This window comes from Streptomyces sp. NPDC096193 (assembly GCF_040302905.1).
GTDB lineage: Bacteria > Actinomycetota > Actinomycetes > Streptomycetales > Streptomycetaceae > Streptomyces.
Genome location: NZ_JBEOSJ010000001.1, coordinates 344,862 through 363,211, shown reverse-complemented (window position 1 = coordinate 363,211; position 18,350 = coordinate 344,862). Strand labels below are relative to the sequence as shown.

The 18,350-nt window shown below is 70.9% G+C and carries 12 protein-coding genes and 1 pseudogene; 5 read left to right on the top strand and 8 right to left on the bottom strand.

The genetic code is table 11. From position 1 onward, the window contains the following. Positions 1–429 precede the first annotated feature (429 nt). Positions 430–1,851, bottom strand: a complete 1,422-nt coding sequence (locus ABTX78_RS01620) for an MFS transporter (protein WP_352204794.1) — start codon at positions 1,849–1,851, stop codon at positions 430–432. Positions 1,852–2,102: 251 nt separating this feature from the next. Here ABTX78_RS01620 and ABTX78_RS01615 point away from each other — a divergent pair, with 251 nt between their 5' ends. Then, the gene (locus ABTX78_RS01615; RefSeq protein ID WP_352204793.1) at positions 2,103–3,200 is read left to right on the top strand and encodes a baeRF3 domain-containing protein; all 1,098 of its coding nucleotides are present in this window, start codon (positions 2,103–2,105) and stop codon (positions 3,198–3,200) included. 26 nt (positions 3,201–3,226) lie between these two features. Continuing rightward, complete coding sequence (locus tag ABTX78_RS01610) at positions 3,227–3,853, top strand: hypothetical protein (protein ID WP_502993725.1); 627 nt, start codon at positions 3,227–3,229, stop codon at positions 3,851–3,853. Between the two features lie 44 nt (positions 3,854–3,897). Here ABTX78_RS01610 and ABTX78_RS01605 read toward each other — a convergent pair whose 3' ends face one another. Both ABTX78_RS01605 and thrS read right to left on the bottom strand, forming a co-directional pair. Continuing rightward, positions 3,898–5,235 carry a S1 family peptidase gene (locus ABTX78_RS01605; protein ID WP_352204792.1) on the bottom strand — a complete coding sequence of 446 codons (1,338 nt, stop codon included), beginning with the start codon at positions 5,233–5,235 and terminating at the stop codon, positions 3,898–3,900. 225 nt (positions 5,236–5,460) lie between these two features. Further along, positions 5,461–6,690: pseudogene (gene thrS, locus ABTX78_RS01600) on the bottom strand (threonine--tRNA ligase); the annotation flags it as partial. A 334-nt stretch (positions 6,691–7,024) separates the two neighbouring features. Between thrS and ABTX78_RS01595 the strand changes: the two are divergent. Further along, a complete protein-coding gene (locus tag ABTX78_RS01595; RefSeq protein WP_352204790.1) occupies positions 7,025–7,762 on the top strand; it encodes a Clp protease N-terminal domain-containing protein in 738 nt (245 codons plus the stop codon). Between the two features lie 39 nt (positions 7,763–7,801). On the opposite strand, the gene ABTX78_RS01590 is transcribed toward ABTX78_RS01595, so the two are convergent. The 3 genes from ABTX78_RS01590 to ABTX78_RS01580 form a co-directional block, all read right to left on the bottom strand. Continuing rightward, positions 7,802–8,197 carry a hypothetical protein gene (locus tag ABTX78_RS01590; protein WP_352204789.1) on the bottom strand — a complete coding sequence of 132 codons (396 nt, stop codon included), beginning with the start codon at positions 8,195–8,197 and terminating at the stop codon, positions 7,802–7,804. A gap of 477 nt (positions 8,198–8,674) precedes the next feature. Then, positions 8,675–9,598 (bottom strand): MurR/RpiR family transcriptional regulator, encoded by a 924-nt coding sequence (locus tag ABTX78_RS01585; RefSeq protein ID WP_352204788.1) that lies wholly within the window; start codon positions 9,596–9,598, stop codon positions 8,675–8,677. Positions 9,599–9,690: 92 nt separating this feature from the next. Further along, positions 9,691–10,272 carry a TetR/AcrR family transcriptional regulator gene (locus ABTX78_RS01580; protein WP_352204787.1) on the bottom strand — a complete coding sequence of 194 codons (582 nt, stop codon included), beginning with the start codon at positions 10,270–10,272 and terminating at the stop codon, positions 9,691–9,693. A 112-nt stretch (positions 10,273–10,384) separates the two neighbouring features. On the opposite strand from ABTX78_RS01580, the gene ABTX78_RS01575 reads away from it, so the two are divergent. Further along, positions 10,385–10,852 carry a nuclear transport factor 2 family protein gene (locus ABTX78_RS01575; protein ID WP_352204786.1) on the top strand — a complete coding sequence of 156 codons (468 nt, stop codon included), beginning with the start codon at positions 10,385–10,387 and terminating at the stop codon, positions 10,850–10,852. Between the two features lie 49 nt (positions 10,853–10,901). Then, complete coding sequence (locus ABTX78_RS01570) at positions 10,902–13,439, top strand: SpoIIE family protein phosphatase (RefSeq protein WP_352204785.1); 2,538 nt, start codon at positions 10,902–10,904, stop codon at positions 13,437–13,439. A 313-nt stretch (positions 13,440–13,752) separates the two neighbouring features. On the opposite strand, the gene ABTX78_RS01565 is transcribed toward ABTX78_RS01570, so the two are convergent. Continuing rightward, positions 13,753–14,931 carry a lactonase family protein gene (locus tag ABTX78_RS01565; protein ID WP_352204784.1) on the bottom strand — a complete coding sequence of 393 codons (1,179 nt, stop codon included), beginning with the start codon at positions 14,929–14,931 and terminating at the stop codon, positions 13,753–13,755. Positions 14,932–15,028: 97 nt separating this feature from the next. Next, the gene (locus tag ABTX78_RS01560) at positions 15,029–18,301 is read right to left on the bottom strand and encodes a GH92 family glycosyl hydrolase (RefSeq protein WP_352204783.1); all 3,273 of its coding nucleotides are present in this window, start codon (positions 18,299–18,301) and stop codon (positions 15,029–15,031) included. Between the last annotated feature and the right edge of the window lie 49 nt (positions 18,302–18,350).

The following is an 18,350-nucleotide window of genomic DNA, read 5'->3' as shown; positions in this document are numbered from 1 at the left end:
TCCCCCACGGGGCCCGGGGCCGCTGCCTGCTGCGTGCGCCTGCCGTGTATCGGTCGCTGCCGCCGTTGGCGTCTGCCGGACGGGAGCGTGCGCGCCGTTGCCCGCTCTGCCCGCTTGAACGTGCCGCCCCGCGCGGGTTCCATGACCGCCGCCCGGCGAACACGCCACCGACCGGACTCCGGCTCTGTTGCCCGCTGAACGCGCTGCCGTCCGTAGTTCGCACCGTCGCCTGCTGAACGCCCCGCCGTCCGAGGTCCGCCACCGTCGCCTGACAAGCACCCCACCAGCCGAAACCCCCGCCCGCGACCCGGCGCACACGCCACCACCCGAACCCCCGCCCGCGACCCGCTGAACGTGCCGCCGCGCGGGCTCCGGGGAGGGAGCCCGCGCGGCGGGCGGGGCCGGGAGTGCCGGTCGGCGGTGTGCGGGTCAGGCCGTGGTCCGCGTGTCTGCCGGGGTGGCATCAGCGGGCGCCGCGGCCGGCTCGGCCGACTCGTTGCTGCCGCTGCCCCTTGGCTGCGCCGCGTCGACGTCCGCCAGGTCCCGGTGACGGGTCTCCTGAGCGCAGGCGATGGCCACGACGGTGATCAGCGCGGCGGCGATCACATACAGGGCGATCGGTGTCGACGAGTCGAAGTCGGCGAGCAGCGCGGTCGCGATGAGCGGGGCGGGTGCTCCGGCGGCGACCGAGGAGAACTGCGCGCCTATCGAGGCCCCGGAGTAGCGCATGCGCGTCGCGAACATCTCGGAGAAGAAGGCAGCCTGGGGTGCGTACATCGCGCCGTGGAACACCAGCCCCACGGTGACGGCGAGCAGCAGAGCGCCGAAGCTCGCCGTGTCGATCAGCGCGAAGAACGGGAACATCCACGCCCCGACCCCGATCGCGCCGATCAGATAGACGGGCCTGCGCCCGATGCGGTCCGACAGCGCGCCCCACAGGGGGATCACCGCGAAGTGCACGGCGGAGGCGATGAGTACGGCGTTGAGGGCGGTCTGCTTGCTCAGGTCCACCGCTGTCGTGGCGTACACCAGGATGAACGCGGTGATCACGTAATAGCTGATGTTCTCGGCCATGCGCGCACCCATCGCCACCAGCACATCCCGCCAGTGATGCCGCAGCACGGCGACGAGCGGCATCTTCTCGGCTCCCGCCGCACTCGCCTTGCGCTGCTCGGCATGGGCCAACGCGGCCTTGAACACCGGGGATTCATCGACAGAGAGACGAATCCACAGGCCGACGATCACCAGGACCCCGGAGAGCAGGAAGGGAATGCGCCAGCCCCACGACGTGAACGCCGCGTCCGACAGCAGCGCCGTCAGCGCGGACAGCACACCCGTGGCGAGCAACTGGCCCGCGGGCGCGCCTGTCTGCGGCCAGGACGCCCAGAAGCCGCGGCGTTCGGCGTCGCCGTGTTCGGAGACGAGCAGCACGGCCCCACCCCACTCACCGCCGAGCGCGAAGCCCTGCACCAGCCTCAGCACGGTGAGCAGTACGGGTGCCGCCGTGCCGATGGTGGCGTGCGTCGGCAGCAGTCCGATCGCGAAGGTCGCACCGCCCATCAGCAGCAGGCTCAGCACCAGCAGCTTTTTGCGGCCGAGCCGGTCGCCGTAGTGGCCGAAGACCAGCGCCCCCAGAGGACGGGCCGCGAAGCCGACGGCGTAGGTGAGGAAGGAGAGCAGGGTGCCGACGAGCGGGTCGGAGCCGGGGAAGAACAGCTTGTTGAAGACGAGCGCGGCGGCGGATCCGTAGAGGAAGAAGTCGTACCACTCGATGGTGGTGCCGATGAGGCTCGCGGCGACGATGCGGCGCAGACGGGCTGGAGCTGGGGGAGCGGTTGCCGAGGCAGCCATGGTCACCACTTCCGGGCGGGGGACGGGGATGTTGCGATGTCGCCACACCGTAGAAACACGCAGGTCACCGGCACATGTGGTGGGACACCATACTTCAGCCGCCAGTGGTGAGTGGACTCCCCATGCGTCAGCGCTGGACCGTCGCTGGGTCTCGGGGTTTCCGCAGGGTCGGAGCTCCATGTTCTGCCGGTCACCGTAAACGGACATATGGTTCATCTGTTGATGTGGCGACAAGCATGGAAAGGGTTCACATGCGCCCCGCACTCAGCTCTGCTGCCCTTGCCCAGTTGCGTCAGCAGCGTCCCTATCCGGCAGTGACGGTATTGATGCCCACGCACCGTCGAGAACCGGACAACGCACAGGATCCCGTCCGGCTGCGCAATCTGATGGCCGCGGCCAAGGAACAGCTTCAGGCCGATCCCGCCGTCACCCGGGAGACCCGCGGTGAGGTCAGCGAACAGCTGGACCGGGCACTGGGCGAAGTCGACCTGGCACATGCCGAGGACGGACTCGTGGTCTTCGCGGCGCCGGGGGAGCACCAGGTCTGGTCGCTCGGCCGGACCGTTCCCGAGCGGGTGGTGCTCTCGGACACTTTCCTGACCCGCAATCTCGTTTCGGCGCACGCCGCCGAGCGGCCGTACTGGGTGCTGGCCGTCTCGGCCGACCGCGCCAGTCTGTGGAGCGGCACGGCGGACCGCGTATTTGAGGAGGAGGCCGGGGCGTTCCCCCTGACCCGCAGCCTCGAAGACCCGGACGCCGAGCGCAAGGAGCGGATCGGCGACGTGCCCAGCACCTTCAGCGACGAACTCACCCGTCAGTTCCTGCGCGACGCGGACTCCGCGATGAGCGCGGTCCTGGCGTCCCACCCCCGGCCGCTGTACGTGGCAGGGGAAGCAGCGGCGCTCGCCCTTCTCGGCGACGTCGGCAGCGTGGCCACCAAGGCCGCGGCCCGCATCCCGCACGGGGGCCTGGCGAGGGGATCCGCCGAAGCGGTGGGGCAGGCCGTGCGGCCGTTTGCCGAGGCCCGCGCCGAGCAGGACGTCGCCGACGTGCTGGCGGAGCTCGACCGGGCCCGCGGGCGCCGGGCGTTCGCCGCCGGCGTGGACGAGATCCGGCAGAACGTCGCCACGGGCCGGGTGGCACTCCTCGCGGTCGAGGAGAACTACCGGGAGACCGTGCGCGACACGGGAGAGCACCTCAATCCCGCGGAACCGGGCGATCTGGACGCCCTGGACGACATTGTCGACGACATCGTCGAACGGTCGCTGGACACCGGCGCCGAGGTGCGGTTCGTCCCCGACGGCGCGCTGGCCGACGTCGGCGGAATCGCGAGCGCCCTGCGCTACTGAGCGCGGGCAGCCGGAAAGGATCTCCGATGAGCGCAGCATCCCCGCGCCGGTCGGGCGTGCGGCGGTCCGTCGCCGCCGCCGCGACCGTGGTCATGGTGGCGGTCGGCGTCACCGGGCTCGTCTCGTGCGGCGACGACTCCAACGGGTCCGCGAGCAGTCCGTATCCCACTCCTCGCCCGACACCCCCGCAGACCGCCTCCTTCTCCGGTGAGGTGCCGTCCGCCCTGGCCTCCGACGTGGCTTCGGCTCGTGCGGCCGCATCGGCCGCCGCCTCCTCGGCGTCCGCCGCGGCCTCCGCTCTCGAGTCGTCGATCTCGGCCGAGGTGGGGCGGGCGAACGAGGAAGCCGCCGACGAGCTGAAGGACGTGAAGGGCGGCGGCAACGCCCGGGCCGATGTCACGCTCCGGGGCAAGCCCGTGGCCGAGACCGGTGGTCTGCGGGCCGTCGTCGTGAACATCACCAACCGCACGGACGAGGAGGCTTCCTACGCCGTGCAGGTCGACTTCAAGGACTCCTCCGGCAAGGTCGTCGAGAGCCGTGTGGTCGGCGCCCAGGACCTCGCGCCGGGCAAGAGCGCCCAGCCGCTGGCGATCAGCCGTAAGCCCGCCGATCTGAACCTCACGCCCACGGTCGCCAAGGCCCAGCGGTACTGAACCTGGAACGGGCCCTACAGGAACCGGCTCTGGAGGGGGCGCCGTCAGCCCCAGCTCTGCATGTAGTGGCTGCGGAAGTCCCGGCGGTCCTGCGCCGACCAGATCGACCGGGTGGCGATCAGCCCGAGCAGACTCACCGTGATGACGATCAGTCCCGGAGCGACGGCCTCGGGGCCGAGGATGCTGGTGACCGTCCGGCCCTCGCCCCCGCCCGGGGCGAGGGGGGCGTTGCCACCCGCGGTGTCCGGCGGCGGGAGGTCGGGGTTGAGCGGTGCCTGCGCCGCGTCGTCCGCGGCGGCGCCGCCACCGGTGAGGCGTACACCCAGGGCCGCCATCGCCTTGGTCGCCGGCTGGAAGTAGGTGATACCGCCCCTGGTGCAGTCGCCGTTGCCGCCCGACGTCACACCGAGCGCCAGACCCTGCGCGAACAACGGGCCCCCGCTGTCGCCGGGTTCGGCGCACACCGTCGTCTTGATGAGACCGACCACCGTGCCTTCGGGGTAGTTCACGGTCGCGTTCAGTCCGGTGACCTGTCCGGTGCGCAGCCCGGTCGTGCTGCCGCTGCGGAACACCTGCTGGCCCACGAAGGCTTCGGCGGCCCCACTGATCCGGACGGCCTGGCCGCCCCCGATGTTCACCACGTTGGGCCCACCGGGGATCTCGCCGTTCTGGTACTGCACGAGAGCGAAGTCGTTGCCGGGGAACCTGCTCACCGTCATGTTGCCCACCGGCTTGCTGCCGCTGTTGTCCTGGAACCAGGTCGTACCCGCGGGACCGCAATGGCCCGCTGTGAGGACGAAGTTGGCGCGGCCGTCGGTGACGTTGAAGCCTGCGGAACAGCGGCCCTCGCCGGCGAGGATCGGCTCGGCGCCGTTGATCCTGGTGGTGAACGAACCGGCGGTGCGTTCCATCCGTACGGACGCGCCGATCTTCTCGGCGACGGCGGACAGCCGGTCCCAGTCGGCCGCCGACACCGTGCTGTCAGCCTGTACCGACACCGTGTTGGTCGCGTAGTCCAGTGACCAGGCAGTGCCGGGCACCCGCGGAGCCCGGCCCAACGCGTCTGTGGCCGACCGTAGTTGGCTCATGTTGTACCGCACGACCTTGGCGCGGGCGCCCGCACGCTCGACCTCCTCGGCGGCCTCCTCGTCGGTCACGGCCACGACCTCGCGCCCGTCGTCCCCCATCCAGGTGCCCGCAGTGCGTGAGGTGCCGAGCTCCGACACGATCCGGGTGCCCACGTCATGGGCCGGTGTCCCGCCCGCTCCGGGTCCGGGAGCCTCACCTGCCACGGCGTCCGTGACCATCAGCCCTCCGCAGAGCAGCCCTCCCACGGCGGCCAGCCGTGCGATCCGCTGCAGTCTGCGTCGTGCGTGCGTCATCCCTGGCCCCTTGGTCGTTGCGCGACGCCGCTCCGAACGCCGAGGGCCCCCGGACATCAGGAGCCCTCCTTCCATACGTGGGAAGGCGGCCGACGGTTCACCGGGCCGCCGCTCGACCTGGAGCCCGTACCGGCGGACCCCGTACCGCGCGGCCGAAACGGGGCCATCGCGGAGATCACCAGCCTCCTCGCGCCGGGCGACAGCAGGCGTTGATCGCGATGCCCGCTATGAGGCGTCGGCCCACAGTTCGGCGCTGTGGGCCTCGATGAGAGCGCTGATGCGGGTGAGCACGTCACTGACGGGCCGGGCGTCGAGTCGGCGTCCGTCACGCAAGCGCACTGCGACGTGATCGTCCGCGGCCTCTCTGGCGCCGATGACGGCTTGGTAGGGAACCAGGCGGGCCTCTCGGATGCGGGCGCCCAGAGTGCCGCGCTCCGGTCCCGCGATCTCGGCACGCAGCCCGAGACGGGTGCAGCGCTGGGCGAGGGCTGCGGCGTTCGGCAGTTCGGTGTCGGAGATCGGGAGAATCACCAGCTGAGTGGGGGCGAGCCAGGCGGGGAAGGCACCGCCGTGCTCTTCGATGAGGTGGGCGACGGCTCGCTCCACACTGCCGATGATGCTGCGGTGGACCATGACCGGCCGGTGTTTGGCGCCGTCCGCGCCGACGTAGTGCAGGCCGAACTGCTCGGGCTGGTGGAAGTCGACCTGGACGGTGGACAAGGTGGATTCCCGTCCGGCACCGTCGGTGACCTGGACGTCGATTTTGGGGCCGTAGAACGCGGCCTCTCCCTCGGCAGCCTCGTAGGGCAGGCCGGAGCGGTCGAGGACGCCGGTCAGGAGGGCGGTGGACCGTTGCCATTTCCCGGGTGCGGCGACGTACTTGCCACCGGGGCCCTGGAGGGAGAGCCGGTAGCGGGTCGGGGTGATGCCGAGCGCCTCGTACGCCCGGCGGATCATCTCCAGCGCCTCCTGCGCCTCCTCGGCGACCTGGTCCAGGGTGCAGAAGATGTGCGCGTCGTTGAGCTGGATGGCCCGTACGCGGGTAAGCCCGCCGAGCACGCCCGAGAGTTCGGAGCGGTACATGCCTCCGAGTTCGGCCATGCGCAGGGGCAGTTCGCGGTAGCTGTGGGAGCGGGAGCGGTAGATCACCGCGTGATGGGGGCACAGGCTCGGCCGCAGGACGACCTGCTCACCGCCGAGGTCCATCGGGGGGAACATGTCGTCGCTGTAGTGCGCCCAGTGCCCGGAGATCTCGTACAGCTCCCGCTTACCGAGGACCGGTGAGTACACGTGCTGGTAGCCGGCTCGACGTTCGGCGGCGCGGATGTACTCCTCCAGGGTGTGCCGTACGGCCGCGCCGTCGGGCAGCCAGTACGGAAGGCCGGCGCCGATGAGCGGGTCGGTGTCGAACAGGCCCAGTTCACGGCCGAGTTTGCGGTGGTCATGCATGGCGGTCTCCTCACGGACATCGGGCGAGTGACCGCAAGACGAAGCCCCGGGGCACTCGCCCCGGGGCTTCGCATCAAGACATCTGTCAACGCGCCGGGACACTCTCCGGCGTCGTCGTCACAGCAGCGCGCTTCATGCCCCAGACGCTAGCAGGCCGTAGCGATGTCCACGCGGTCATTTCCTCGTCAGGAGCGCCCGGACCGCGAAGGGATCGCACTCCGTTGCACACCACGTGGCGCACGATCACATGGGATCTGTTCCTCGACCAACCCCCGAAGCCGGGCTACGCAGGTGACAACCCAGGGTTGACACCTACGGGGTGTCAACCTACGGTTGACGCATGGAAAATTCCGGTCGCATGACCCATCCCGTACGGCTCGACGACCTCATCGAGGCCATCAAGAAGGTCCATTCCCACGAGCTCGACCAGCTGTCGGACGCGGTCATCGCCGCCGATCACCTCGGGGACGTGGCCGACCATCTCATCGGTCACTTCGTGGACCAGGCGCGGCGTTCCGGGGCCTCGTGGACGGAGATCGGCAAGAGCATGGGCGTCACCCGGCAGGCGGCCCAGAAACGATTCGTCCCCAAGGGCGGCGCCGAATCGGACCTCGACCCCAGCCAGGGCTTCAGCAGGTTCACCGAGCGCGCCAAGAACTGCCTGATGGCGGCGCACAACGAGGCCCACGCCGCACGGAACGACACGATCGGCCCGGCCCACCTCGTCCTCGGGCTGCTCGCCGAGCCGGAGGCGCTCGCCGCCCGTGCGATCGTCGCGCAGGGCGTGGCACTGGACACCGTCCGCCGGGCCGCGACCGCGGCACTGCCGCCCGCGGCCGACGAGGTGCCCGACCTCGTCCCGTACGACGCGTCGTCGCGCAAGGTCCTGGAGCTGACCTTCCGTGAGGCGCTGCGGCTCGGTCACAACTACATCGGCACCGAGCACATGGTGCTGGCCCTGCTGGAGTTCGAGGACGGTGCGGGCGTGCTCACCGGGGCGGGCGTCGACAAGTCCGCCGCCGAGGCCCACATCGCCGAGGCCGTTGCGGCGATCATCGCCGCTCACCAGCAGGATTGAGACGCGCGCCGGACAGCCGGCGCGCGTTGCACACCACCACTACTGGACGGCGGAGCGCCTGCGCTGGGTGTGACTGCTCGCGAGCAGGGCTTCCGTGATGAGCCGCACGCCCCGCGCCAGCCGGTTCAGCTGCTCCAACTCGACGGCGTAGAGCCGGATGGTGCTCTCGATGATCTGGTCCGAGACGCCCAGCGTGGGCAGTTCGGCCCGGCAGGTCTGCAAGGCGACGCGCACGGTCCGCATTTCGTGCTGGAGCTGCAACTGTGCATGGCGGGCCAGCAGGATGTGATGGCGGGTCAGCGTCGAGTAGCCGGCGTAGCGGGCCGGCAGGAGATCGCGCAGCCAGCGCGCCGCCGTGCGCTCCCAGTCGTGGCTGCCGGGGGTCTTGACCTGTACCGGCCAGTCCGGGTCGATCGGGGTGAAGGTCTGGGACATCGTCGTCGCTTCCGGATGGGGCGGATGGGCGCAGGGTCGCTGGCCTGGGAGTCTCTGGCGGCCCCGGCCCAGGGGTTGACCGGGGCCGCCGGGTGGGCACATCCCGCAGGGGGCGGAAGGTGCCCGGACGGAACACCGGGGGGCGGGACGCGAGGAGGAGAGCGTCGTACCCCGGTGTCCGTGCTAGGGGGCTCGTACCGGATCGCCGTGGTCGCCCGCACCGATGACACCCGTGAGCGGTTCCGGCCCCGGCAGATCTCTGCGGAGGACGCCGCAGGCGACGGGGCGTGGCGAGGTGTGCATGGGGCGGTGCCGACTTTCCTGGGCGACGGTGCGGGCCGGCCTGGGATCCGGAGGAACCCCGGGCCACCAGGGCAGTAAATATATATACCGTTGAGTAAGCAAGGGTATGAAAAATTTCATGCGCGATGAGGCATGAAAAGTCCCGATCGATTCCACCGGTGACGCGCCGCCGGATCAGTCCTCGAGGAAGAAATCGTGCTGTTCGGCGGCCTGCTCGTAGCTTTCGAGCCGGCTCTGCGTGCGCTGCGGATCGGCGTCGGCCATCGCCTGGAGCAGAGCGGCGGACAGGACGCCCGGCGCCGCGTAGGAGTCGAAGACGAGCCGCGATCCGGTGGCGGCGGTCAGGGTCACGTCGGCCTCGTCCACGATCGGGCCGAGCGACAGGTCGGTGATCAGCGCGACGCGCAGCCCCGTGCTGCGAGCCGCGCGCATCGCCGCGAGGGTCTCGTTGGCGTGCCGTGGCATCGCGAACGCCAGCACCCAGGTGCCCCCCGCGGCACGTGACTGAAGGAGTGCGTCGTACGCGACGCTGCCGCCGCGGGTCACCGTGCGCACATCGGGATGGATCCGGCGCGCGGCGTAGGCGAAGTACTCCGCGAGCGAGACGGAGATCCGCAGTCCGAGCACGGTGAGCGGGACCGACCGGGCGAGTTCACGGCCGACGTCCAGCACCTGGTCGGTGTCGGCCAGCACCCGGCGCAGATTCTCGAGGTTCTCGATCTCGGCATCCACGGCGGCTTGCAGTTCGTTGCGGCGGATCTGCTCGCGCGAGTCGGGTGAGCCTGCCACCGCACTGAGGGCGATGGGCTGCAGCGCTTCGCGGAGCGCGGGGTAGCCGCTGAAGCCGACCGAGGAGGCGAAACGGGTCACCGAGGGCTGGCTGACCCCGACCCGCTCCGCGAGATCCGTGATCGACAGGAACGCGGCCTCGGTGAGGTGGTCGGTGATGTACTGCGCGATCCGCCGCTGCCCCGGCGAGAGCCGGTGGCCGCCGAAAAGGGCGAGGACCCTGTCCGTGGGGGCCGGCTCCGCGTCGGGAGAGAGTCTCCCCGGCGTGATCGCGGACGCCTGTGCGCGTGCCTGCTGCCCTGATGGCACCCGTGTCACTCCTTCTCGTCCCACTTTCGCTCAAGATAGCTCAGTCGTCCGGCTGGGCAGGGAGACTTCCGGCAGGTGTGGGACCCGTCGTCTCACATTCCGGATGCTCGCGTGGACGCGGGCTCCGTCGCCCGCAGCAGCATCGAAGCACCCTCTCGCGCCTGCCCGGCCGCGTCGGGAGAGCGGGTGATGGCCGCCGTGGCCATCGCGCCCTCGGCGAGCAGGACGAGCGGACCGGCGAGTTCGGCGGGGCGCCCGGTGTCCTGCACCAGGCTCGCCACGTAGGCCCCGAAGGCGCTCTTGTGATGGCGGGCCGCCTCGGCCACGGCGGGGTCGACGGCGCCGAGCTCGCCGAAGGAGTTGATGAAGGCACAGCCCCGGAAGTCCGGCTCGGCGAACCAGTCCCGCAGCCAGTCGTAGACGGCGAGGATGCGTTCCTCCCCGTCCGCCCGGCTGTCGGCGTACTCCATGACTTGTGTGCGCCAGCGGATGTCACGCCGTTCGAGGTAGGCCCGCAAAAGCTCCGCCTTGGAGGGAAAGACCTGGTACAGGCGCTTGAGGGAGACGCCGGACGCGGAACGGATCTCGTCCATGCCGACGGCCTGGACGCCTCGTTCGTAGAACAGCTCCTCGGCCGCGTCGAGCAGTTTGACACGCGCTTCCGTCAGGTCCATCGGTACTCCAGTTGCGCGAGAATCATCGTTCTCCTAACCTACAGCGCAGCAGGGAGAACGAGCGTTCTCCCTTAGCCCGCCCGGGGGCGACCTCGGCACCGAAGGAGACGTCATGCCGGTCCGTCCACCCGTCCCGCCCTTCACCCGCGAGAGCGCCGTCGAAAAGGTCCGCCTCGCCGAGGACGGCTGGAACAGCCGCACCCCCGAAAAGGTCGCCCTCGCCTACACGGAGGACTCGAACTGGCGCAATCGCGCCGAACAATTCGCCGGACGCGACCGGATCGTGGCTTTCCTGACCCGCAAGTGGGCGAGGGAGCTGGACTACCGACTGATCAAGGAGCTGTGGGCATACGGCGGCGACCGTATCGCCGTGCGCTTCGCCTACGAGTGGCACGACGACTCCGGCCAGTGGTATCGCTCGTACGGCAACGAGAACTGGGAGTTCGACGAGAACGGTCTGATGCGCGCGCGGCACGCGAGCATCAACGACGCGCCGATCCAGGAGTCCGACCGCGCCTACCACTGGCCGCTCGGCCGCCGCCCCGACGGCCATCCCGGACTCTCGGAGTTCGGATTCTGAGACGCGGGCCGCCCGGCCGCGACCGGGCGCACGATATTTGTCGACAGAGATGCGCGACACCGCTGGGGGAGGGCATTCTTACTGTGTGACCTGGTACGCCGCGGCCGGGCGCACCCCGCAGGATCGGGGCGGGGTCACGGCCGGGACAGGGAAGAGCGACGGCCGAGTTCCCGACGAACTGGAGCTGGTACTCGCTCAAGCCTCCGTGAGCGCCATCGAAGCGGTCGGGGGGTTTGCCGGTGGCGTCTATCTTCGGTCCGAATCCCAAAACCTCCTGAGGCTGGCCGTGCTCGCCGGGCTGCCGCAGCGCCTGTTCCGGCCCTGGTGGCGCATGCATGTGAACAGGCCCTTCCCTGTCGCCGAGGCCTACAGGTCGGGACGAGCCGTCCATCTGGCGGACGCCGAGGAAGCGATGCGCCGCTTCCCCCAGCTGATGGCCGGCCTGCCCTTCCCCTTCGGATCGCTCTACGTTCCCGTCGTCGCCGACAGTGAGAGGTTCGGCGTCCTGGTGGTTCTGCGGCGGGCGACCGCCGGGCAGCCGGTCGATGACAGCGATCGCCAAAGGATCCACAGCGCGGCCCGGCGGCTCGGTGCCGCGCTCGCCGCACTGAGTGCCCGGGGCTCGCCTGTCACCTGGGAGGGGGAGCCGCTCCCCATCCAGCTGCCGGCGCTCACCACACCACCCGTGCGGATCGGCCACTTCGAGTGGGAACTCGGCAGCGGCACCGTCAAGGCGGACGAGGACATGTGCACGATCCTCGGCGCCGATCCGAAGGGATTCCCGGGGACGATCGAGGCGCTGACCGAACGGCTGTCGCTGGAGGACATGTTCGGCCTGTGGACCGTCGCGCGGCAGGCGCTCGACTCCAGCCGACCGGTGGCCCGGAGGATGCGGCTGCGGGGACCCGACGGACGGCCGCATCTGCTCGAGATCACGGGCCGCCGCGTCGACCCGCCGGAGGCCGGACAGGGGGACCATCTGACCGGCTTCCTGGTGGATCTCGGTACCGGGCCGATCATCTCGGAGGCGACCGAGCGGCTGCCCCGCGGGATCTTCTCGCTCGACCGGCTCGGCCGGATCACCTACCTCAACCAGCGGGCCGAGATGATGTTCGGGCGCGCCGCGCCCGAACTGACCGGACGCATCCTGTGGGACGTGGTGCCCTGGCTCGGCAACCCCGCCTACGAGGACCACTACCGGGCCGCGATGATGTCCCACACCGCCGTGCACTTCATGGCCCGGCGGGCCGAGGACGAGTGGCTGTCCGTCTCCCTGTTCCCCGGCCATGACGGTCTGACCGCCAGCCTCACCCCGGCGGACGAGCCCTCGTACGCCCCGGGTTCGTTGATGAGCCCCGGCGCCGGGCTCGGCTCACCGGCCGACCGCGCCTCGGCGCTCTACCGTCCGGTCGCCCTGGCCATCGCCCTGACGGAGGCCGTGACGGCACGTCAGGTCTCCGCCGTGGTCACCGAGGAACTGCTCCCGGCCTTCGGCGGCCGGCAGCTGGCGATCTACCTGCTCAACGAGAGACACCTCTACCTGGCCTGGGAGACCGGCTTCCCGCAGGGGTTCCTGGACCGCTTCGACGGCGTGGCTCTCGACGCACGGCTGCCCGGAGTCGAGACCCTGACCTCCGGACGCCCGATCTTCTTCGAGTCGATGGAGCACCTGGCCACCGCCTATCCCGGCATCCCCCTCGACGCCCACGTGGGAGCGCGGGCCTTTCTGCCGCTGATCGCCTCCGGACGGCCGGTGGGCTCCTGCATTCTCGGCTTCGACCAGCCGCGCGGATTCAGCCCCGAGGAACGTACGGTCCTGACCGCGCTCGCCGGACTCATCGCCCAGGCGCTGGAGCGCGCCCAGCGCTACGACAGCGAGGCGGCCCTCGCCCGCGGACTGCAGGACGCCCTGCTGCCGCACCGGCTGCCGGTCCTCAACAACGCCCATGCGGTGGGCCGTTACCTTCCCGGCACCCAGGGCATGGAGGTCGGCGGCGACTGGTACGACGTCGTCGAGAAGGGCGACAAGGTCGCCCTGGTCATCGGAGACGTCCAGGGCCACGGGGTGTCCGCGGCGGCCACGATGGGCCAACTCCGCAGCGCACTGCGGGCGTTCGCACTTGCCGGGTACGATCCGCAGGAGGTGATGAGCGGTACGAACCGGCTGCTCATCGACCTCGATCCGGGCCAGTTCGCCAGCTGCTGCTACATCGTCCTGGACCCGGCGACCGGCATCACGCGGGCCATACGGGCAGGCCATCCGCAGCCCCTGTTGCGGCACCCCGACGGCAGGACCGACGTGCTCGACCTCGCGGGCGGAGTGGTTCTCGGCGTCGACCCCACCGCCTCCTACCCAGTGACGGAACTGCGCCTGGCGCCGGGCGCGGTGCTGGCGCTGTTCACGGACGGCCTGGTGGAGGAGCCGGGACGCGACATCGACGTCGGTATCGACCGCCTGTGCGCCACGTTCGCCGAGTGCGGCTCTCTGACCCTGGCCGAGACGGCGGACCGGCTGATCCGGGAGGCCGGACAGGCCGCGGACCGGCCCGACGACATCGCGCTGCTGCTCGCCACCCGCTGGGCGTGACGACCGCGTGCGGTGAAGCGGGCGGACAACGGCAGCGGCGATGTGATCGTGCGGCTCTGCGCATCGCGCGCCGACCGCGTCCGCGCACGCCTCGCGACGCGGTTCGAGGCGCTCGGCGCCGTCGCGACCGATCTGGTCGAGCGTCCCCCCCCGGCCGACGTTCCGCGGCCCGAACTCACCGATGGTGCGGTCCGGTCGAGCCTGTGGACCCGTCGAGCTCGACACGCTCCGGTCGGCCCGCCCGCAGCACTGACCGCGACGGCTACGGCAGCACGCCCCGCGCCGCCGGCACGGGGCGTGCTGCCGCCTGGGGCTACAGCGGCAGCGCGCAGACCGCTACCGGAGAGCGAAAGGGGCTTCCGGCGGGCCGCAGTTCTCCGGTCGCCTGATCGACATGGAACACCGACACCGTGCTGGAGCGCTGGTTGGCGGCGAACAGCAGAGTCTGCGACGGAGACAGCGCGATGTGCCGTGGGTGGTCGCCGCCGACCGGGACGGTGCCCAGGAGCCGCAGCCGCGCTCCACCATCCTCCACCGCATAGCGGGTCAGACTGTTGTGCCCCCGGTTGGCGAGGAACGCGAACCGTCCGTCGCGGGTCACCGCGAGCTGGGCCGGATAGCTCGTGCCCGGGCCCGTCCCGGTGGGCTGCGGTGCCCCCGGGGCCAGGGTGCCCGTGGCGTGGTCGTAGGCGCAGACGGCCACTGTGTTGTCCAGCTCGTTGGCCAGATACGCGTAGCGGCCGGAGGGATGGAAGGTGAGGTGGCGCGGCCCGGCGCCAGGTCGGACCGTCGCCCGTGACGCCGCGGTGAGAGTGCCGCGCGCGGTGTCGAGCCGATAGGTGTAGACGGTGTCGGTGCCCAGATCGACGGCGAGGACATGACCGCCGTCCGGGCTGGTGATGACCTGGTGCGCGTGCGGTCCCCCCTGGCCGGGGCCGGGTGGCGGCGCGGAATGGGTGACGAGGGCCGTGCGTGCGCCCAGCGCGCCGGACGCCTCGATCGGGTGCACGGCGACACTGCCGGACGTGTAGTTGGCGCTGAGCAGCCAGTTGCCGCTCGGGTGCACGGACAGATGACAGGCCCCCGCGCCGCCGGTGGCGCGGCTGCCGAGGACCTGGTGCCGGCCGTCCGGGGAGAGCCGGATCGCGGTCACCGCGCCGTCCTGCCGCTCGTTCACCGTGTAGAGCGTGCCGCCGGAGGGGTGGAGTGCCAGGAACGACGGGTCGCCGACACCGGTGACGGTGCCGGTGGCCGTGATGTGGCCGGTCGTGTCGTCGTACGCCGCGAGGCCGATGCCCGCGCCCCCACCGGCGACGGAGGTGTAGGTGCCCAGAAACAGACGGCGCGGCCCGCGGGGTGCGGCGTGCGCGGTCGCCGGTACGGCGGCCGTGACCGCCGCGGCCACCACCGTCCCGAGAAACCTGCGCCGGCCCGGCGCTTCGGCCGTGGACACGGGACGAGCGGCGTCCGCCGGTGCTGCTCTGCTGCTCATGTGCTCTACCTCGGAAATCGGTCCGGGTGGTGCGAGGTGGGGGGCTACGCCGGTGGTGCCGGGTCGGGGGCGCGAGGACAGGGCAGGGGGGCGCGGTTCACGTCAGGGTGATCGCGTACACCTCCACCCGCGCGTCGTCGGGCAGTGTCACCGAGCGCGGTGACTTGGTGCTGTCGAGCGCCGCGGAGTCGCCGAACAGCCGTACCGGCGGCCCGTCGACGCCCTGCCCCGCCTTGATCCGGTGCGGCATGTCGAGGACCACGGTGCTGCCGGCCGGCGCGGAGCCCGCCCAGTCGCCGATCGTCACCGGCACCTGTGCCGTACTGCCGTCGGTGTGGCGCACGATCAGCGAGGTGGTCACCGGACCGTTGTGGGAGGCGGCCACCAGCCGCAGTGACGAGCGGGTGCCGGAGGGCAGCAGCAGCGTCTGGCCACGGGCCTCGACGAAGTTCGGAGCGGTCCCCGACGGGTCGGGCGCCCGGTACGTCGTGCCGTTCCAGGTGACCGGCCCGGCAGGGGGCAGCAGCCCCGCGTCGTAGCTCCAGCCGCCCCCGTCGAAGTCGCCCTGGCCGGACTGGTCCGCCGTCGCCGTGCCGTCGTGGTTGAGCGCCTCGGTCAGGTCCACGGCACACGAGGACCCGCCCGGAGCCGCGCAGGACGCGGCGGGGCGTACCTCGACCGTGGCGTTGCGGACGACCGTGGCCATGCCCGGCGCGGTGACCGTGATCCGTACGGGGTAGGAGCCCGTGGCCGTCCCCGCGGGCACGTCGACCGCGATCGGGACCGTCTTCTGCACCGGCAGATGACGCGAGTTCAGAGTCAGCCGAGAAGCCGACTGCACGGACCAGCCGGCGGGCGCCCGGACACCGACGGATGCCCGGACGTCACCAGGGGACTGTGCGAGGACGTCCACCGCGAGATGCGCTGTCTGAGCGCTGCTGCCGGTCGGCACGACGTCGGAGGCGCTGCGCAGCGAGGCGTCCAGCTGACGGCGGCGGTCGGCGCCGCCCCCGGCATTGACGGACGGCGGTTCGGCGCCCGGGCCCGTGCCCCACGCGGATGGCGCCGTGCCGAGCCGGTGGTCGAGACGGCCGCCGTGCGCGATCGCGTCCCAGTCCAGCCAGGTCCGGCCGACCGGCGCGCCGTCGAGGGCCACGGACTGCACATACCGGCGTTCGTCGCTCGCGCCGGGGGCGGTGATCCGCAATGTGCCGCCCTGCTGCCGGCCGTACCGGCCGACCGTGACCACCGCAGACGCGAACTGCGGGCTGGACAGGGCCAGCTGATCCGCGCCGCTCATCACCGGATACAGCCCGAGCGACGAGAACACGTACCAGGCCGACATCGTGCCCAGATCGTCGTTGCCCGTCATGCCGTCGGGCCCGGTGGTGAACAGCGTCATCGCCGCCCGGGTGACGGTCGCCGTCTTCGCGGGCGCGCCCGCCCACAGGTACATGTACGGGGCGTGCAGATCGGGCTCGTTGTTGGGGTTGTAGGTCGGCTTGCCGTAGTAGTCGTACGGCTGCGAGATCCAGTCCTTGCGGGCGGTCCCGGCCGGATCGGTCAGCAGCTTGTCATGGACGAAGAAGGCGTCGAGGCGCTTCTCCGTGGCCTTCCTGCCGCCCATGAGCCCGACCAGCCCGGCCGGGTCCTGGGGCACCAGCCACTGGTACTGATAGGCACCGCCCTCGTGGAACTGATGGCCCGCTTCCACCGGGTCGTAGGGGGTAACCCAGGTGCCCTGCGCCGTCCGGGGGCGGAACTGGCCGATGGAGGAGTCCCACAGATTGCGGTACCACTGCCCCCGCCCGGCGAACATCCGCGCGTCGGCGCCGTGTCCGAGTCCCTTCGCCATCAGGGCCAGCGAGGCGTCGGCCGCCGCGTATTCGAGTGTGGCCGACGCAGGGTGGTTGCAGTCGTTGTCCCCGCCCTTGTCCGCGCAGTCCTTGCCGAGTCCGAGTCCGGAGGGGATGTAGCCGCGCTCGCTGTAGAAGTCCACGCCCGAGCGGCCGTTGTAGGGGGAACCGGCGGGCGGGGTGGTGGTGGCGTTCTTCCGCAGCAGCGCGTACGTCTCCTTCTCGTGGCCGGACAGGAGCCCCTTGGACCAGGCCTCGACGAGGAACGGTGTCACCGGGTCGCCGGTCATGATGTTGGTCTCGCTGTTGGCGAGCGCCCATCTGGGGAGCCAGCCGCCGTCCCTGCCGATCGCGACGACGGACAGGGCGACGTCGCGGGCCACACCGGGTTGGAGGAGCTCCAGAAGCTGGTTCTGCGGCCGGTAGGTGTCCCACAGGGAGAAGTTCTGGTAGGGCGTGTAGCCCTGCGCCGTATGGGACTCGCGGTCGAAGCCCACATAGCGGCCGTCCACGTCGCCGGCCACGTTCGGGTGCAACTGCGCGTGATAGAGGGCGGTGTAGAAGGCACTCTGCCGCTCGCGCGAGCCGCCGCCGATCCGGACGGACTCCAGCTGCTTCTGCCAGGTGCTGTGCAGGGCGGACCGCGTGCCGTCGAAGTCGTACGAGTCCTTCGTCTCCGCGGCGAGGTTCTTCCGGGCACCCTCGATCCCGGTGTACGACAGGCCGACCTTCACGACGACGTCCTTGTCGGCGTTCGCGTCGAAGGTCACCCAGGCGCCGTTGCCCCCCTCGCCCGCGGCGTGCCTCCCGCCCGGTGTCGGGGTCGACCCGCGCCAGGTGCCCTGCGCCCTGAAGGGACGGTCGAAGGTGGCGGTGAAGTAGACGGTGTGACGGTCCTTGCCCGCGCAGAAGTTGCCCGCGTCGACGCGGCCCTCGACGGTCCGGTCGCCGATCACACGGACCTCGGAGTCGTACACCTTCTGGTTGGCTTTCCCGGTGTTGAACAGCACGTTGGCATCGCCCGTGGAGGGGAACGTGTAGCGCTGCCAGCCGGTGCGCGGTGTCGCGGTGAGTTCCGCGTCGATGCCGTACGACTGGAGTTTCACCCGGTAGTAGCCCGGCTCCGCCTGCTCGTCGTCGTGCGAGTACTCGGAGCGGTAGTCGTCGGGGTTCACACTTCTGACAGCGCCCGTGGTCGGCATGATCGGCAGCTCACCGGCCACCCCGCAGCCCACACCCGACAGATGGGTCTGGCTGAAGCCGTGGATCCTGTTCTGCTGGTAGTCGTAACCGCCCTGACCGCCGGTGTCCGGGCTGACCTGCACCATGCCGAACGGAGCGCTCGCACCGGGGAAGGTGTTGCCGAAGTTCTGGGTACCGACGAAGGGGTTGACGAGCGCGGCCGGGTCGTCCGCGACGGCCGGTGCCCCGGCGGCCACGGCCGAGCCCGCCGGACCGGACAGCCCGCCGGCGAGCAGAACGGCCGCCAGCAACCGGGCGGTTCTCGTGCGCATCCGAACGGCTGAATCTCGCATCTGGGCGCCCCTTGCTGACAACGTTGTC